Source organism: Mesorhizobium sp. P2_E7, assembly GCF_056403855.1.
On the sequence record NZ_JBFUER010000001.1, the window covers coordinates 447,609 to 463,676 of the forward strand.

Below are 16,068 nucleotides of genomic sequence, written 5' to 3' on the forward strand. Positions count from 1 at the left end.
CTGAGGTTAAGCCGCGTCAGCAGGACGTTCTCTGAGAGGTTCCGCAGGAACGGGCGCCGTCCGAGTGGTCGGGAGTGGTGGTGTTGTGATGGCCGCCGCCATTGCCGCCAGAACTGCCATTGCCACCGGAGCTTCCATTCCCGCCTGAGCTGCCGTTGCCGCCATTTCCGGCGCCACCGTTGCCGCCATTTCCGGCCCCGCCGTCGCCGCCATTGCCACCGGCACCGCCATTGCCGCCATTTCCGGCCCCGCCGTCGCCGCCATTGCCGCCGGCACCGCCATTGCCGCCATTTCCGGCCCCGCCATTACCGCCATTGCCGCCGGCGCCACCATTGCCGCCGTTTCCGGCACCGCCGTCGCCGCCATTCCCACCGGCGCCACCGTTTCCGCCGTTTCCAGCGCCGCCGCCGTTACCACCGGCGTCGCCACCATTACCGCCGTTTCCACCGTTGCCGCCGTTACCACCGGCGTCGCCGCCATTGCCGCCGTTTCCACCGTTGCCGCCGTTACCACCGGCGTCGCCACCATTACCGCCGTTTCCACCGTTGCCACCATTTCCGCCGGCGCCGCCACCATTTCCGCCATTCCCACCATTGCCGCCTGCGGCCAGGGCCAGAAGAGCGCGTTTGGCCTCTTGCAATTGGGCTTTCGGATCCATCGGCCGGTGGAATCCGTCTCGCGGCTCCGGCAGGACCGATGCCGCGCGGGTTGCCATGACTGTCGGCAGCAGCATGGTCGACGCGAGCAGCGCCGCCGCCAGAATGCTCCTGAATTGCGGGAAGGAAAGGCGCGCGACGTTGGCATTCGCAATGGATGCGAAAAACCCTGAGCGTCCTGCCGACCCGGCAGGCTCTGCACCGAAGCTGATCGAGACCACATCCGCCATCCGACTATCCCGTCCCGGTCTATAAACCGCTTCGACGCGTGTTTTTCGACCCACCCCAAAAAAAGTCAGGGCTCGCTGCGGGGCGGCCTTCGCCGGCGCGTCGCGTACGGGGCGGTCCGCGGCTCGATCAGCCATCCGGAGACGATGGGGTAGGGGAGACCGCCCAAACAATTTTTCTCACCCCTGTCGGAACCGCCGCCCTTCCTCCGTCCTTGGAGCATCGACAGCTTCAAACCGGAGGACATTATGGAAACCGTTCAATCGCCGTGGCAGACCGCGGCCCTTCTCATCGCCCGCCTGATCCTGGCCGCCATGTTCGCGACGGGCGTGGCCTTCAAGTTCATGGATATGGGCATGACCGCCGGCTACATCGCCGCCGCCGGCTTCCCGTTCCCGCTGTTTCTGGCCTGGTGCGCCGCGATCCTCGAAACGCTGCTGGTGATCGCCTTCCTGACCGGCGCGTTCTTCACGCCGGCGGCCCTGGTCGCCGCCGTCTATGTGGTCTTCCTCGGCTTTGCCTTTCACGGCCCGTCGCATTGGGCAGGCAACCAGGCCGAGTTCGGTGCCTTCATGTCCCATTTCCCGTTCGCCGCCGGCCTGCTGTTTGCCGCCGTGCACGGCCCGGGCAGCGTGCTGGCCGCCAAGCTCGGCCGGGGGTGAACGTCTGCTCCCTTGGGCCGCGGCGACGGCGACTAGTCTGGCCTAAGCCTTGCGCCCGAATACGACGATATTGTCACTGTACTTGCGCGTTTTGGCGCGATAAGCACAGTGACGGGTCCAAGGGGGAATTCATGAACATAGCTATGCGTTTTGCTGCCGTTCTTGTCGGCGCGTCACTGGTTGCCGGCTGCACTTCGATGTCGGAGGGGGAGTTCACTACCATGCATGCCGATCTCGGCAGCCCGGCCGCCAAGCGCTATGTCATCAACGAATGCGTCGCCGACGAAAGAGCCACGTCGCAGGCCGACAAGAACAATTTGTCGGCGCTCATGAATGTCAGCCCGGCAAGATACGAAACCGCCTTCTGCAACCGGCTCGTCAATGCGCTGGCCAGTGGCAAGATCACTTACGCCGACTATCGCAAGATGCTGTCGCCTAGCGCTGACAACAGCAAGCTCATCAAGATCCTGCAGGGACGGTATTGAGGTCAGCTGCTCGAGCGCTGGGCGGTCTCACAGCTGGTCGTTGTAGGGTTCCTTCATTTGGCCGACCATGCGCGCCAGTTTCGAGAAGGACGGCATGTCCGTCTCCGGCTGGCACTGATTGGCCAGTTCCAGCAGCCGGATCGGGAAATTGACGGCATCGCGACTCGACGCCGACATGCCGCCGGAACGCTCCTCACCGGTCTCGCCGGCTTCGGCCTTGCGCAGCGCAATGTCGATGTCCTCGACGGTAAGCACGCCCTTTCGGACCAGCACCTGGTTGATCGAGGCGACGGCCATCAGCAGGCCTTCGAGTTGCAGATTGGCGACATTCATGGCGTTTGCTCCCATTGTATGAGCGTCAACGCGCGAGCATCCGTTCCGATCCAGGGAGGCTGGCGCAGACCGATTCAGTTCGGTCCTATTCTTCCAGCCAGCGGCGGCCATACTCGGCCCATAGCGCCTTGACCTCCCGGCTGCCGAGGCGCGGGGCCGAGCCGGCGCCAAAGGCGATCGAGACGGCGCTGATGTCGTAATGGGGGTCGGCGTCGACGACGAAGCGGATCGCCTCGCCAAGCGGCCTTCTGCTGATGACCGGATCGGCCTGGCCCCGGCCGACGCTGCGGACGCCCGAAACAGTGGCTGGCGCATGCCGCATCCTGAACACGGATGCCATGGCTGGTTTGTCCATGCTGCATTCTCCCCGAGTCGGAGCGGAATGATTCCATAAGCGCCGGCTAATGGCCAGTCTGGCGCCGCAGCCGGTTGGCGAGCAGAGTCATCGGCCAGATCAGCAGATAGGAGAGTGACGCCTCGGTCGGCCGAACGACGGCAAGGGCGACGCCGGCCAGCGCGCTGACGCCGATGATCAGGCCAGCGGATCCACCGTCGGCGGTCTGGCGGGCAGGCCGAGCCTGGTCCGCTCGCCATCGGCAAAATCCTCGGCTGCTTCCTGGGCTTCGAACAGGCGTTGGGTCACCGTGCCGTTCTCGGCAACCAGCACCGCCCATTGGCGGCGATCGATGCGTTCGACACGAACGTCATTGGGCTCGTCGGCCACCATGATCGTCCTCCGGTGGCGCAGAGGGCGTCGCCTTACGCCTTGGTCTTGCGCTTGGCCGGCGCCTTGGCGGCCGGCGCCTCGGTCCGGATGCCGAGCCCAAACTCCTTTGCCAGCTCCGATCGCTTGGCGGCGTAGCTGGGCGCCGTCATCGGATAGTCGCCGGGCAGATCCCATTTGGAGCGGTAGGCCTCCGGCGTCATGCCGTGGGCGGAGCCGAGGTGGCGCCGCAGCGACCTGAACTTTTTGCCGTCCTCGAGGCAGTAGATGAAATTCGGCGTCACCGAGCGCTTGCGATTGACGGCAGGCTCCGGTGCCGGCTGCGGAGGAGCAACGGGATTGTCTACGGCCGCGAGCGCTGAATTGACGCTCTCGATCAACGCCGGCAAACCGTCCGGAGGTACTGAATTGTTGCGCACGAAAGCCGCGACGATGTCGGCGGTCAAATTTATATTTCGGATTCTGTCATCAGACATGGCTTCTTTTGCCCCCATAATGCCAAAGGACAAATTATCAGACATAACCCGCCGGCGGCATGGCACTTTAGGACATACGCATATGACTTGACGCCAAATATGGTAGCGCTAACATAGCTGAGTCGCTGACCGATGTAGGAATTGTTTCTTATTTCCTGTTGACGCATGAGGGCAGCTATCGTATCATTTCTCCATGGTGCTGATTTGCGCCAGTAACCCGCCGCCGAGGCGGGTTTTGTGTTTCGGGCTATCTCGAAGAGGCTAAATCCGGATGTAGGCGGGACAGCGCCCCCCTCTGTCCTACCGGACATCTCCCCCACTTGGGGGGAGATTGGCAGCTTCGGCCTCTCGATCAGGCCTGCAACGTTGGCGATTGGCGAAAGCCGTCGTGACATCTGATCTCCCTCCTTGGGGGAGAATGTCCGGCAGGACAGAGGGGCGCGAAGGAACGCTATCCTCGGTTTATTCTGCACTATCCGCGAGCACCCCATGTCCCACCGCTATGCCACCATCATCACCGACGATGACGGCCGCGAGGTCGTCAGCGCCGTCGGCCTGTTCGAAGGCACGGCTCCGCAGGCGCGGATCGGCCGCGTCGAGCCGGTCGTGCCGGGCGTGCTGATAGGCATGGTTCGCGGCGGTCCCGTCGACGCCATCGGCGGCTTCGGCTTTCCGCGCGGCACGCAAGGCGTCGACGAAAGGGCGATCGGTCTTGTCAGGGCGAAGCCGAAGGAGCGGGCGGAAGCAAAGCCAGCTCAGGGTGTCGAAGCCGGTGATGCGGCCGGCCGCAAGGCCACCCGGAAACCGGCGAAGGCAAAACGGCGCAAGCCGGCCAAAATCAAGCGGGCGAGACCGGCAAAGCAGACCCTGGCAGAACCCGCCGGGAGTCCGGATCATGGCTGACCGGACGGCGCGTTCGCGCCCTGGCCGCAAGGCGCCCGCCGGCCCGAAGCGGACGAAGAAGACGCTTGGCGACGATTTTCTCGACGCGGTGCGCGCCGATTTCCGCACCCACGGCGCCGGCGTCATTGCTGCGGTCCGGGCCGACAAGCCCGACCAGTATCTGAAGATCGTGCAATCGGTGCTGCCCAAGGATCTGGCCAGCAATCTGCCCAAGGGTTTGCACGCCTGCACCGACAGCCTGGAGAGCCTGAGCGATGACGAGATCCGCCGCCGCATCCGCGGCCTCGAAGCCGTCCTCGGTCCGTTCGGCGACCAGCCGGGCGGCACGCCGCCACTATCTGGCGCTGCTGCAGGAGCTGGACCGAAGACGCAGGACTAACCTGCTTGCATCTTACACGCCGTATGAACGCCAGGCCGAGTTTCACGCCGCCGGCGCCAAAAATCGCGAGCGGCTGTTCATGGCCGGCAACCAGCTCGGCAAGACCAGGGCCGGCGGCGCCGAATGGGCCATGCACCTCACCGGACGCTATCCCAGGTGGTGGCAAGGCAAGACCTTCGACACCGCCGTGCGGCTATGGGCGGCCGGCGTGACCGGCGAGGGCACGCGCGACAACCCGCAGCGCGTGCTGGTCGGCCCGCCGCAGCAGCAGCCCGCCTGGGGCACCGGCATGATCCCCGCCGATGCCATTGTGCACACCACCATGGGCCGCGGCGCGCCCGGCGCGCTCGACAGCATCGTGGTGCGCTGGGGCGGTGGCGGCGACGTGCAGGCCGATGAATCCGTGCTGTCGTTCAAGAGCTATGAGAAGGGCCGTGAAAAGTGGCAGGGCGAAACGCTGCACGGCGTCTGGTTCGACGAGGAGCCGCCGCTCGACATTTATTCCGAAGGATTGACGCGAACCAATGCGACGAGCGGGATAACGATCGTAACGTTCACGCCGCTGCTTGGCATGAGTGATGTGGTGCTGCGGTTCTTGGATGCGCAGGCGATGGCCTCTCGGGACTTGGGTTCCTCGCCCCCGCCCTGGCGGGGGAGAGGTGGCCGCGAAGCGGCCGGAGAGGGGGCTTCGTAGAGCTCTGGCTTAGAGGTGGGTTCAACTACGCTTTACCTTGCTACGTCTGGGCCATCCCCCTCTCCGTCTCGGCTTCGCCGAGCCACCTCTCCCCCACATTCGTGGGGGCGAGGAACCCAGGTTCTGGGAAGTCTCACTCCATCTCCTGCGCTGCCGGTCAGCGGCAGTTCAGGCGATTGCCGGCAAGGATGAATGCCAGACCGCGTGGTGCGATATCTGTTTGTGCTCGATGCAATCCGTTGCCAGTTTGCTGATTTCGGGATCGGCGGACGCCCGCGCCCATTCGACAAAAGCATCGACGACGACCAACCTCGCCCGGCCGGCCAGCCCAACACCGTAACGCCGCACCGCCGGCTCGGAATGGTCCAGCATCGCACGGATCATGCTCGATGCATCGTCGCGCCATTGTTCGGAGACATCCGCTATCGCCGAAAACGCCGTTTGCGGCCTGAGCAATGCCGCGTGCTGGCGCGCAAGCTTCAGCTGCCAGTCCTTTGCAAAGCGCACGAACAGGACGGCTCCCATACGCACGAATTCATGCTCGTCATCAAGCGCAAACAGGGCTTGCGCCAGATGCTCACCATCGTTGCGCGTGCTGCATCGCAAGATAGACTCCACGGCATCGAAGCGGATGCGCGGGTTGTCATCCCCCAGCAGCGCGGCCAGCTCGCCCACCATTGAACTGATGTTCTGGTTTTGAAACGTGGCAAGAAACGCGCCTGCCGCCCGCGTCCTTGCATTGCCCGATGTGAGCAGGAGACGCAGGCTTTCCAACGGAACCGTCCTGCCAAGCTCGCCAAGAAGATCGTTGGCAAGCGTGCCATCGTCATTATCGGGAGGCGACAGCAGCTGCTCCAGCATCTCCTGACCTGTCATCCCGTTTGTCGATTTGCCGAGCGGCAGCAGGATCTTGCCGCCTTCGCTGAAATAGAGATGAGCAACCTCGCTGTCCTCGGCGGACAGGCGCATCGCCTCGAATAGATCTGTCATGGCAAAGAGTGGCTTTCCCACCCGCGTAGAGGAGAGGCCGCGCGCAATGCTCCGGCCCAAGACGCATCGATGTCGCCGATGCAGGGCAAGACCTATCGCATAAAACCGCGAAGGAAAAGACGAGGGAGGCGGCTACCTTCCGATATCTTCCGACCTGGCGGGGAGCCCAAGCCTTCAACGCGGAAGGAGAGAGACCTTTACACGCGGTGCGAAGAAGCAACGCAAATACAGCTGATTGGTTATGACGTAAGTACTTTCGCAGATATGGAATTGGCCGTCCGGGGAGTCCTGCACGCGGTCCGGCGGGATGATGAAATTATCCGGCAAATAGATGTAACCACCGTCGATCCTGGGCCGCACCGAAGACTGAGGTATGGCGCGGCAATCAGAGCCACCGCAACACTTGAATTTCGTCTGCGGGTCAATCCTGTCTTCGTACCAGTCGTGGGCGCTAGCGGCCGTCGCGGCGGCGATACACATCGCCGTGAAGATGAATCTTCGCATGGCATTCCTCAAGCATCCGGCAGGCGCTGCTCGCTGGAGCGCGTATGTATATTAGCGTCTCGGTGAGAATACCATTGGCCGCCGAGTGAGAGACGCAGGTCCGGCAAGTCGGATATCGTGCTACGGTTTTTGTCGGTGCGGGGCAGGGCGAAGGGGTGAGGCCTGGCAGAACCTGGGTTCCTCGCCCCCGCAAAGCGGGGGAGAGGTGGCCGCGAAGCGGACGGAGAGGGGGCTTCGTAGCGCGCCAACCTGAGCAAAATGGGCTTCGCCTCATCTGTCTACGTCAGCGCTATTCCCCCTCTCCGTCGCGGCTTCGCCGCGCCACCTCWCCCCCACATTCGTGGGGGCGAGGAACCAAGCTTTCCGAGGTGCACCATGTCCCGTCACGTCACCTTCATGACCATCGACGATGCCGGGCACTATTCGCCGGACGAGCGTGCCGCCATCGTCGCGGCCTATCCCGAGCATGAACGGGAAGCGCGGGCGCGCGGCGTTCCCGTCATGGGGTCCGGCCGCATCTTCCCGATCGCCGAAGAGCTGGTCGCCTGCGAGCCGTTCCGGCTGCCGCGCTACTGGCCGCGCATCGGCGCGCTCGATTTCGGCTGGGACCATCCCTCGGCCGCGGTCGAGCTCGCCTGGGATACGGAAGCCGATGTCGTTTACGTCACCAAGGCAGCCAGGGCCTCGCAGCAGACGCCGGTTATGCAGGTGCTGGCGCTAAAACCGTGGGGCGAATGGCTGCCCTGGGCGTGGCCGCGCGACGGCCGCCGCGAGACGCTGGAAGGGGCAGGCACCGCGCTTGCCAAACAATATGCCGCGCACGGGCTGAACATGCTGTCGGGCCACGCCCGCTTCGCCGACGGCTCGGTCTCGGTCGAGGCCGGGCTGATGGACATGCTCGACCGCATGCAATCCGGCCGCTTCAAGGTGTTTTCGACCTTGCTGCCGTGGTTTGAGGAGTTTCGGCTTTACCATCGCAAGGACGGTCAGGTGGTGAAACTGCGCGACGATCTGATGGCCGCGACCCGCTATGGCGTGATGATGCTGCGGGAAGCGGTGGTCGATCCGGCGGAGTTCAGGGCGGCGAGGCGGGCGGTGGGGCAGAGCGATCCGCTGGGGGCGTTTCGATAGCGGCAGCACACCAACCGCCTCGGGCCGAGCCACACCGGCCGAAAACATCTTTGATCCGACAGATCCAAAACGCACGCCCACCAGCGCGCGCGTGATCGGCCGTGCCGCGATCTCCGCGCCATTTGCTTGAACTCCAGTCAGACAGGAAGCCGTCAATGGTGCACATCATTCCTCTCTCTGTTGGCCAGCGCCGGCTCGATACCGGCAGTACCGTGCAATACCCGCAGGGATCGCCGATCGGCGGCGCCATGCAGGGACTTGGCGACCACCTTTCCGCTCTCGCCGAGCGTTACCAGCAGATGAAGGACCAGCAGGACGCGTTCGACGCCGAGATCGCACGACGCCGCTTCAATGCTGAGATCGCGCAGGCCGAAGACGATGCGACGGCCAACGCGCCTGCCGATGGCAGCGGCCTGCATGAAGCCATGTACGGCCAGATCGACCCCTACAATGGCAGGGTGGTGAAAACGGGCCGGTTCGACCAGTTGTTCGATGCCTTCCTGCCGAACATGCCCGCCAGTCAGCGCGCCTCTTTCATCAGAGAAAAGCCAACGATGCGCGAGGTGGGCGCCATGCGCATGGCGGGGCGACAGTTGCAGCGCCGCAAGGATTACGAGAAGGATCAATGGTTTCGGGTGCAGCAGGCCGAACTCGAACGCATTGCTCAGAGCAATCCGAACGACACCGCAGCCTTTGACGCCGCCCGGCGGCGTGGCCTCGATGTTCTCGGCAAGATGGGCCTTGACCCGCAGAGCAAGGTGCAGGCCGAGGCCGCTTGGCGCGACAGCACCGCCAAGATGCGGATCGAGGCATTGATAGCCGAAAACCCGCAACGAGCCCTCAATTTGCTCAGGCCAATGGCGTTTGCCAGGGAAGAAAGCAGCCAGCCGGAAGTGGGCATCGATGGCATCACCACCGGTTCGGTCGCGCCGACCGACAGCTCCAATGCGTTGACCGCGAATGGTGATGACGACGAAAAGCGCTCACCAGATGAGCGAATAGCGCAGGCAGCTCTCGATGATCTTCCAGTCGACACCCTGCTTTCCGAGCTGTCACCGGATTCCTATCAAGACGTTGTCCAGCAGGCCCACGCAGCCACTGCGGAAAGTCTGGTCAATGCAGGTGTCAATGTCGACCTTGCGTCCCAGAAGGCGCAGGCGGCTGTCACCGACAGGGCCACCTATTCCGGTGCCAGACCCGGCCCCGAACAGTTCGCCGCCGTCTTTGGTGCAAAAGAGGGCGGAAAGCAGTTCAAGACCTTCAAATGGAGGGCCGATGTCAGCCCGTACCTTGCTGACATGCGGGTCATGCCTGCAAGTCAGATCGACGCCATGCTCAACGTCAACATGCCCGCGAGGAACCCCTTCAGCAGGAAGAAGGCTCCCGCGCAATATGAAAGAGAACAAGAGCGCTATGACCGGGAGATGGCTGAATATGAGCAGAAAAAGCCCCGGTACGATTTGGTTGCGGACGCGGCCGCGCTGATCTTGCAGGACAGGCAGACCGACCCCGCAGACTATGTCCGCCAGGTCTTTCCGAGCGTGGATAAGGCCTGGAACCAATTGGCAATGCCGGAGGACTACGGCGCCGCCGTTGAACGGTCTTTCGCTGCCCAGCGTCAACTCGGCATCAAGGCCATTCAACTGCTGCCCCGGTCTGTTGCCGAGGACCTGATCAAGACCTGGAGCGACAGCAATTTGACACCGGACGCCGAGGAGGCCGAGGGCAAAGTGCTTGCAGCCATATCCGATCCGAAACAGCGTGCTGCCGTTGCCAAGCAACTTGCTGATATCAGAACTGCCGCAGCTGAAATGCCGGAAGGCGTTTCTGAGGGCGAGCCAGAGACCGGCAATGCCGGCGCGGGGCCGCCTCCCGCCCCCAGGCAATTCGCGAAAACCGTCGACTTGTCGGCTGCGGACATTTTGCGGCTGAAGAAGACGTTGATGACGGAATGGGTCGTCAAGCAAGGCGACGACCAGGCAAAGGGTATCATTGACACCATTCTAAACAGGCTGGCTTCGAAACATTGGGGAAACGATGTTTCAAGGGTGGTAAATTCCTGGGCTCAATTCTCTGACGTAAACAGCCAGGACACTGTGCCTGTTGGTCGCAACAATGTTGATCAGCTGTCCGTCAACGACGCGCGTTTTGCGAAAGCATCAAAAATGGTCGACGAATATTTGGCGCTACGTGCAGCGGGCACGCCATCCATAATCGATGACAATCTCAACTATGCAAATCCAAAGCATTCGTCCAAAAATAATCTTGTCTGGATATATAAGTTAGATGGGCCAAAACTTGGGGAGCATTGGCATGGGACAGTCGATGAATGGCAAAAATACAGGCCTGGAGAATTCGGGATCAATCTTCCCAAAGAGTATTATCCTGGGTAATCTTGATCGTATCCGCATCAATATCGACATGGTGGGGGCGTAAACCCGTCCGCTAAATTGGGATTGATCTCGATCGCTAAACCGCCAAATGTTGTGGCCATGCCGCTTTCTTGCCATTTTGAGGAACTCGCTAAATGCGTCTGGTTTTGTTTGCCTGCCTTTCCCTCAGCCTTGTCTATGTCGCACCAGCGGCGGCACTTACTCTTTCCAACAAGGAATGGAGGGCATTCTCGTGCACCCTGAAAAAGGCACGCAACCAGGGTAACCCCGACGTAGCAGCCAACTTGGCCATAGACGAATGCCCAACGGAGGGCCTGAGTGATGCGCAGAAGGAGCGCATTACGGATTTGGTCATTCGCCGCTTGATGAGAGAATATGGCATGACCTGCCTGGGAACCGGCTGCGGCCCCCAGTAGGATCCCGAGGAAGGCGGCGGCGGTACCGTCGAGGCATTGAAGCCAGTCATTGTCCTCAGGCCTATGGGGCGCAGCCGATGTCAACAAGATTGAACCGCGTTTCGTCACCCTCATCGGTCCGCACGGTGTAGAACGCATCGGGTTCAGTTTCCGCTGGCCTCCAGGTGAAGTCTTTGAGGGTCTCCGGGTCTACCGCAAACATGTAGGAGCGCATCGGACCGTAGATAAAGCCATGGTCGCCGTCCTTCGTCACCAGCTCCGCGGCCGTGGCCGGCTGCAAGAGATTCTTATCCTGCGTGAAGACGGCTTTGCCGAAGCCTTGTCTGACGACGGTTACGACAATCCCCGACTCGGATGTCCTGAAGAGCACGCCCTTAGGGCAGCTTTTCGACAGAACTCCCGGCTGATCCTCCGACTGAGCCGCGCCAAATGGCAACGCAAGCACTGCCATCGCGGCGAGAATGAGTGATCGCAATGATGCCTCCTATAGTTGTATTTTGGATGTTACAATCCAGTTATGGTTGTGGCAAGCTGCGAAAGCGGCGACGTCATTTTCCGACGCCTTTGATGGCAGGATTCCGAAGGGGTTCGCAACGCCGCCTCGCACCGATGACGGAAGGATACGCATGACCCTCCGCATCATCCCGCCGCACTGCGCGATCTCTCCCACATCGCCGCCAATTTGCGCCCCGAGGCCCGGAATAACGGTGACAGTTCACTTTTAAGTCGAGCCCATGTGGCTGAAGTGACCTCGCTCCGGCTGAGGCATGAAAAATAGTGCACTGTCACCGATATTCCCCAATTTGGCGACGGCTGAAGGCTAACGTGTTCCATCGCTGCTCTTTCGATCTTCGCGATCTCGCGAATTGTTTGCTATGAAGCCAGCTCCTACTCGACGATCTTCCAATACGAATCCTTGCGGATCACCTTGCCGTCGCGAAACGTGTAGAAGTCGCAACCCCGGACCTCCTTTTTTACCCCGTCGCGGGTGGTGCCGGTGAGGATCCATTTCGACATGCCGGTCTCGGCGGCCGCATCGGCAAAATGCTCGCCATTGCCGTAGTGGACATCGGGCAGGCCTTCGAAGCGTGCCGCCAGTGCGTCGCGCACGTTGCGCTTGCCCTCGAAGCGCGAGCCCCAGGGGTTGCTTCCCCTTGGCATCTCCAGGACGCAGTCGTTGGCAAAGAACGCCATGATGCGATCGAGGTCGTGCGCGTTGAAGGCATCGCAGAGCTCCGTCAGTGTCGATCGAATGTCCATTCGCCGGTCTCCTCCATTCACCCAACTGCTATTTTACGCACTCGACGTCTGAAGTAGGTCATTGGCAAACGGACCGGTCAAGGCCGCGGAATGGCGCGATCAGTTCAGGGGGAAGTATGGCGAACTCGATCCGCCCCTGGAACTCGCCAACACGCGGCAAGAGAATGTCTCGCCTCCGTAATTTCCAACACTTGCGTTGATGCGTGTGCGGCGGCCATAAAGCTTTATCGACAGCAAGAAACCTTGGGCATCATGGAAGCGGAAACCAGCATTCTCGCATACGTCATTTCCTACCTGCCATTGCTGGTCTATCTGGTGGCTCAGCTCTGGGTGAGCATCTGGCTCACATTCAAGCTTATCCGAGTCCAGCAGCAGATGGTGCGCGCGCAGGAAGGCATACTGGCCAAGTTGACGGATATGGAAAGCCGTCTGGCAGCGAAGCCGAGCCGAGACTGAGCATCCACTCGGGTCGATGCCTCGCACCGGCGGCTCATAGGATTTTATTCTTAAATCCATTGACGGGTGAGGGCAGCGACGGTATACTTCTATCCATGGTGCTGATTTGCGCCAATGACCCGCCACCAGGCGGGTTTTTGTTTTTGCGCGATGATCGGCGCGGATGCCGCGACGACTGTGAGAGAACGCGCCGCCTCTGCACCGTAGCGGCGCTCACGAAGGTCCACGCATGGCCGTCCGCATCATTCCCGCCACGCTGCGCGATCTCTCCTACATCGCCGCCAATCTGCGTGCCGAGGACCGGGCCGAGATCGTCTGCCAGCTCGACCCCTGGTCGCCGGCGCTGCTGGCGCTGACCGCGCTGCAGGGCTTTGCCTATGTCGCCGAGCTCGATGGCAATCCGGAGGCTGGCTTCGGCGCTGCCGAGCAGCGGAGCGGGCTGTGGATCGCCTGGAGCTGGGGCACGCGCCGCATGAAGCGTTGCGTGCCTGGCATCACCGCGCACTTCCATGCCGTGCTCGGGCCGCACGTTGCGGCGCGGGGCGCCTGGCGGGTCGAGGCCCGAGCGCTTGCCGCCAATCATCTCGCGCTGCGCTGGCTCGGCCGGCTCGGCGCCACGCGACGCTGCCTGCTGCCTGGATATGGCAAGAACGGCGAAGATTTTTTCCTCTACGACTGGACAAGGGAAGGCTGGAACCATGTGTCTTTTTCAAAAACCGCCGGCGCCGAAACCATTGCCATCCGTGCCGACCGCTGAAGACAAGGACGTGCAGGCGCGCGAGGCCGCCTTGCGGGCCGAGCTCGAACAGCGCCAGGGCACGCTGAGCACTGTGAAAACCGACCTCGCGCCCGGCGACGTCACCGGCCAGCGCCGCGTGCTTTTGGGAGTGTGACGCCATGACCGCGATGAAGCGAAGCTTCCGCAAGCGCGTGCTGGCGTGGTGGTTCTGGCGACGGCACGCGAAGTTGTTGAAGAGGCGCGGATAATCTCCCCCCTTGAGGGGGAGATGTCGCCGAAGGCGACAGAGGGGGTCGGTGCGTCCTGACGCGACCTCCCTACATCAACAGATAACGCTAGCGCTCTACGCGCGGCGACCCCCTCTGGCCTGCCGGCCATCTCCCCCTCAAGGGGGGAGATTAGCCGCTTCGCCGTCCATCCCTTCCTGACCCAGCGAGCCTCCCATGACCGATTCCCGCGCCCGCGATATTCTCTCCCGCCAGTCCGAGCTCGAAACCGAGCGCTGCCAGTATGAGGCGGTGTGGGAGCAGGTGGCGGAATTCTGCGATCCCGATGCGCCCGATGTCAGGAACGGCCGCAGGAGCGGCGGCCCGGACTCGCAGGCCGAGCGGCAGGAGCGGCGCGGCGCCCGCGTCTATGCCAACACCATCAATTCGGCCGCCAACCGGCTGGCCGCGGGGCTCGAAAGCCTGATCATCCCGCAGTCGGAAAAATGGCACGGGCTGACCACCGCCGAGATGAACGACGAGGAGACCGACGAGGAGAAGGAATGGGCAGAAAGCTTGCGCGATTTCCTGTTCGCGCTGCGCTATTCCGCCAATTCCAATTTCGTGCCGGCAACGCAGGCCTGCCTGCGCAATGTCGTGCGCTATGGCCCGGCCTATCTCTATGCCGAGGAAGGCTTTGGCGGCACGCTGATCCGCTACGCCTCGATCCCCGTGGTCGAGGGCTATCTCGCACGCAACCGCTGGGGCCAGGTCGATATTTTTCATCGCCGCTACGAGCGCACGGCAAGGCAGGCGGCGCAGCTGCTCGGCTATGACAAACTGCCGGCGCGGATAAAAATGCTGGTCGACGATCCCGCCAAATGCGAGACCAAGATCTCGCTGATCCAGTGCATCCAGCCGCGTGACGAGCGCAAGATGTACCGGCTCGGCGGCGACTACCAATATCTCGACACGGCTTTCGCCTCCTATCACGTCATCGAGGACGAGGAGGAGATTGTCAGGGAAAGCGGTTTTCGCTCCTTCCCGGTGTCGTGCTTCAACTGGCGCCGCTACGAGGGCGATCCCTACGGCATTTCGCCGACCATCGAGGCGCTGACGACGGTGCGCGAGGAAAACGCCGTGCGCCGCTCCGGCCTGCGCGCGCTGCAGCAGATCACCGACCCGGCCACTGCGTCCAAGGCCCGGCTCGACTATGTGCCGGTGCTCAATCCCGGCGAGAATTATCCCGGCCTCATCGACGACAATGGCAGGCCGCTGATCCAGCCGATCACGACGGGGCAGAACCCGACCTACGCCTTCAACTACGCGGCGACCCGCGCAGAAGAAATCCGCGACATGATGTTCGTCAATCTGTTCCAGACGCTGGCGCAGAACCCGCAGATGACGGCGACCGAAGCGCTGATCCGGCAGGAGGAAAAGGGCGCGTTGCTCGGTCCCTCGGGCTCGATCATCCAGGCGGGCTTTGCCAGCAATCTCGACCGCGAGCTCGGCATTCTGGAGGACAAGGGCCTCTACGACGAAGACAGCCGCTTCGCGCCTCCGGACAGCCTCGCCGGCAAGGCGGTGCGGCCGAGCTTCACCGGCCCGCTCGATGTGCTCAGGCGTTCGGCCGAAGCGCGCGACACCATCCAGCTGGTGACGACGGCCATGCAGATGGCGCAGTTCGATCCCGGCATCATGGACAATATCGATGGCGACGAGGCGCTGAAGATCGTGCAGAGCGCCGGCCGCAGCCCGCAGCGCATCTTTCGCCGCAGGCAAGAGGTCGAAGGCATGCGTGGAGCCAGGGCGCATGCAAGTCAAGCGCAGGCCGGCATGGCGGCAATCGCCACCGCCGGCAAGGTCGCCAAGGATGCGGTGCCGGCAGCCGTCCAGGCGCGCGACAGCGGGTTGCTCGACGCGCTGATGCAGCAGGCCGGCGGGCAGGCGCCGGCCGGAACGGGCGCACAAGGTGCCGGACAGGCGACGGCCGGACCGGCCGCGCCGGAGCAGGGCGCATGAGCGGCAAACGCTTCGCCCGTTCAGGACAGGCCGGCGGTCCGGCCAAGTCGCGTGACGCGCTGGCCAAGGCGTATCTCAGGGTATTCTCCGGCGAGGACGGCGAAATGGTGCTGGCCGACCTCGCCGCCACCGTCGGCTACTACCGCCGCCCGTCCTATGGCGAGTGGATGGCCAGGACCAGGACGCCCAACGGCTTCGAACTGCACAGCGCGCTGGGCAATGCGCGGGCCGAAGTGGTGCAGCACATTATGGGGTTTCTGACGCTGGACGCGGCGCAGCTGGCGGCGCTGGAGAAGGCGGCGAGGGCGGAGGGGTAGCGGAGCGCTGAAGCTGCCAATCTCCCCCCTCGTGGGGGAGATGTCCGGCAGGACAGAGGGGGGCGCAAAGGAACGCCCACATCGCTGTCCTGCA

22 protein-coding genes are annotated in these 16,068 nt (G+C 62.8%); 13 read left to right on the forward strand and 9 right to left on the reverse strand.

Going from position 1 to position 16,068, the window contains the following annotated elements; genetic code table 11:
• Window positions 1–6: 6 nt before the first annotated feature.
• Window positions 7–594, reverse strand: a complete 588-nt coding sequence (locus AC1DYC_RS02250) for a hypothetical protein (protein ID WP_477403599.1) — start codon at window positions 592–594, stop codon at window positions 7–9.
• Window positions 595–1,132: 538 nt separating this feature from the next.
• Between AC1DYC_RS02250 and AC1DYC_RS02255 the strand changes: the two genes are divergently transcribed.
• Both AC1DYC_RS02255 and AC1DYC_RS02260 read left to right on the forward strand, forming a co-directional pair.
• Window positions 1,133–1,546: a DoxX family protein gene (locus tag AC1DYC_RS02255; protein ID WP_477403601.1), complete on the forward strand. Its 414-nt coding sequence runs from the start codon at window positions 1,133–1,135 to the stop codon at window positions 1,544–1,546.
• Window positions 1,547–1,677: 131 nt separating this feature from the next.
• The gene (locus AC1DYC_RS02260) at window positions 1,678–2,031 is read left to right on the forward strand and encodes a hypothetical protein (protein WP_477403603.1); all 354 of its coding nucleotides are present in this window, start codon (window positions 1,678–1,680) and stop codon (window positions 2,029–2,031) included.
• A gap of 27 nt (window positions 2,032–2,058) precedes the next feature.
• Here AC1DYC_RS02260 and AC1DYC_RS02265 read toward each other — a convergent pair whose 3' ends face one another.
• The 4 genes from AC1DYC_RS02265 to AC1DYC_RS02280 form a co-directional block, all read right to left on the reverse strand.
• Window positions 2,059–2,364, reverse strand: coding sequence for a hypothetical protein (locus AC1DYC_RS02265; protein WP_477309375.1), 306 nt, complete (start codon window positions 2,362–2,364; stop codon window positions 2,059–2,061).
• An 85-nt stretch (window positions 2,365–2,449) separates the two neighbouring features.
• Complete coding sequence (locus AC1DYC_RS02270) at window positions 2,450–2,719, reverse strand: hypothetical protein (protein ID WP_477403605.1); 270 nt, start codon at window positions 2,717–2,719, stop codon at window positions 2,450–2,452.
• A gap of 177 nt (window positions 2,720–2,896) precedes the next feature.
• Complete coding sequence (locus AC1DYC_RS02275) at window positions 2,897–3,091, reverse strand: hypothetical protein (RefSeq protein WP_477403606.1); 195 nt, start codon at window positions 3,089–3,091, stop codon at window positions 2,897–2,899.
• A 32-nt stretch (window positions 3,092–3,123) separates the two neighbouring features.
• Window positions 3,124–3,564: a Ros/MucR family transcriptional regulator gene (locus tag AC1DYC_RS02280; RefSeq protein WP_477403608.1), complete on the reverse strand. Its 441-nt coding sequence runs from the start codon at window positions 3,562–3,564 to the stop codon at window positions 3,124–3,126.
• Window positions 3,565–4,053: 489 nt separating this feature from the next.
• Between AC1DYC_RS02280 and AC1DYC_RS02285 the strand changes: the two genes are divergently transcribed.
• The 3 genes from AC1DYC_RS02285 to AC1DYC_RS02295 are packed head-to-tail and all read left to right on the forward strand — an operon-like array spanning window position 4,054 to window position 5,540.
• Window positions 4,054–4,467, forward strand: a complete 414-nt coding sequence (locus AC1DYC_RS02285; RefSeq protein WP_477403610.1) for a hypothetical protein — start codon at window positions 4,054–4,056, stop codon at window positions 4,465–4,467.
• Window positions 4,460–4,846, forward strand: a complete 387-nt coding sequence (locus AC1DYC_RS02290; protein WP_477403612.1) for a hypothetical protein — start codon at window positions 4,460–4,462, stop codon at window positions 4,844–4,846. Before AC1DYC_RS02285 ends, AC1DYC_RS02290 begins: the two co-directional genes overlap by 8 nt.
• The gene (locus tag AC1DYC_RS02295) at window positions 4,824–5,540 is read left to right on the forward strand and encodes a terminase large subunit domain-containing protein (RefSeq protein WP_477408133.1); all 717 of its coding nucleotides are present in this window, start codon (window positions 4,824–4,826) and stop codon (window positions 5,538–5,540) included. Before AC1DYC_RS02290 ends, AC1DYC_RS02295 begins: the two co-directional genes overlap by 23 nt.
• A 168-nt stretch (window positions 5,541–5,708) precedes the next feature.
• On the opposite strand, the gene AC1DYC_RS02300 is transcribed toward AC1DYC_RS02295, so the two are convergent.
• Window positions 5,709–6,509: a HEAT repeat domain-containing protein gene (locus AC1DYC_RS02300; RefSeq protein WP_477403614.1), complete on the reverse strand. Its 801-nt coding sequence runs from the start codon at window positions 6,507–6,509 to the stop codon at window positions 5,709–5,711.
• A gap of 195 nt (window positions 6,510–6,704) precedes the next feature.
• On the reverse strand, window positions 6,705–7,034 hold the full coding sequence (locus AC1DYC_RS02305) for a hypothetical protein (RefSeq protein WP_477403616.1): 330 nt from the start codon (window positions 7,032–7,034) through the stop codon (window positions 6,705–6,707).
• A 375-nt stretch (window positions 7,035–7,409) separates the two neighbouring features.
• Here AC1DYC_RS02305 and AC1DYC_RS02310 point away from each other — a divergent pair, with 375 nt between their 5' ends.
• The 3 genes from AC1DYC_RS02310 (at window position 7,410) to AC1DYC_RS02320 (ending at window position 10,974) form a co-directional block, all read left to right on the forward strand.
• Complete coding sequence (locus AC1DYC_RS02310) at window positions 7,410–8,165, forward strand: phage terminase large subunit family protein (protein ID WP_477403618.1); 756 nt, start codon at window positions 7,410–7,412, stop codon at window positions 8,163–8,165.
• A gap of 155 nt (window positions 8,166–8,320) precedes the next feature.
• Window positions 8,321–10,558: a hypothetical protein gene (locus tag AC1DYC_RS02315; RefSeq protein ID WP_477403620.1), complete on the forward strand. Its 2,238-nt coding sequence runs from the start codon at window positions 8,321–8,323 to the stop codon at window positions 10,556–10,558.
• Between the two features lie 134 nt (window positions 10,559–10,692).
• Entirely contained in the window at window positions 10,693–10,974 is a 282-nt protein-coding gene (locus AC1DYC_RS02320; RefSeq protein ID WP_477403621.1) for a hypothetical protein, read from the forward strand.
• Window positions 10,975–11,035: 61 nt separating this feature from the next.
• Here AC1DYC_RS02320 and AC1DYC_RS02325 read toward each other — a convergent pair whose 3' ends face one another.
• Together AC1DYC_RS02325 and AC1DYC_RS02330 are read right to left on the reverse strand one after the other, a co-directional pair.
• Window positions 11,036–11,449: a hypothetical protein gene (locus tag AC1DYC_RS02325; RefSeq protein ID WP_477403623.1), complete on the reverse strand. Its 414-nt coding sequence runs from the start codon at window positions 11,447–11,449 to the stop codon at window positions 11,036–11,038.
• 413 nt (window positions 11,450–11,862) lie between these two features.
• Entirely contained in the window at window positions 11,863–12,234 is a 372-nt protein-coding gene (locus AC1DYC_RS02330) for a nuclear transport factor 2 family protein (protein WP_477403625.1), read from the reverse strand.
• A gap of 243 nt (window positions 12,235–12,477) precedes the next feature.
• Between AC1DYC_RS02330 and AC1DYC_RS02335 the strand changes: the two genes are divergently transcribed.
• The 5 genes from AC1DYC_RS02335 to AC1DYC_RS02355 all read left to right on the forward strand — a co-directional run bounded on the left by AC1DYC_RS02335 (window position 12,478) and on the right by AC1DYC_RS02355 (window position 15,974).
• Window positions 12,478–12,690: a hypothetical protein gene (locus tag AC1DYC_RS02335; protein ID WP_477403627.1), complete on the forward strand. Its 213-nt coding sequence runs from the start codon at window positions 12,478–12,480 to the stop codon at window positions 12,688–12,690.
• A gap of 229 nt (window positions 12,691–12,919) precedes the next feature.
• Complete coding sequence (locus AC1DYC_RS02340) at window positions 12,920–13,447, forward strand: hypothetical protein (RefSeq protein ID WP_477403629.1); 528 nt, start codon at window positions 12,920–12,922, stop codon at window positions 13,445–13,447.
• Window positions 13,434–13,583 carry a hypothetical protein gene (locus tag AC1DYC_RS02345; RefSeq protein WP_477403631.1) on the forward strand — a complete coding sequence of 50 codons (150 nt, stop codon included), beginning with the start codon at window positions 13,434–13,436 and terminating at the stop codon, window positions 13,581–13,583. The genes AC1DYC_RS02340 and AC1DYC_RS02345 overlap by 14 nt, the downstream gene beginning before the upstream one ends.
• 289 nt (window positions 13,584–13,872) lie before the next feature.
• Window positions 13,873–15,657, forward strand: a complete 1,785-nt coding sequence (locus AC1DYC_RS02350; protein WP_477403633.1) for a portal protein — start codon at window positions 13,873–13,875, stop codon at window positions 15,655–15,657.
• The gene (locus tag AC1DYC_RS02355; protein WP_477403635.1) at window positions 15,654–15,974 is read left to right on the forward strand and encodes a Bbp19 family protein; all 321 of its coding nucleotides are present in this window, start codon (window positions 15,654–15,656) and stop codon (window positions 15,972–15,974) included. The genes AC1DYC_RS02350 and AC1DYC_RS02355 overlap by 4 nt, the downstream gene beginning before the upstream one ends.
• Window positions 15,975–16,068: the final 94 nt, after the last annotated feature.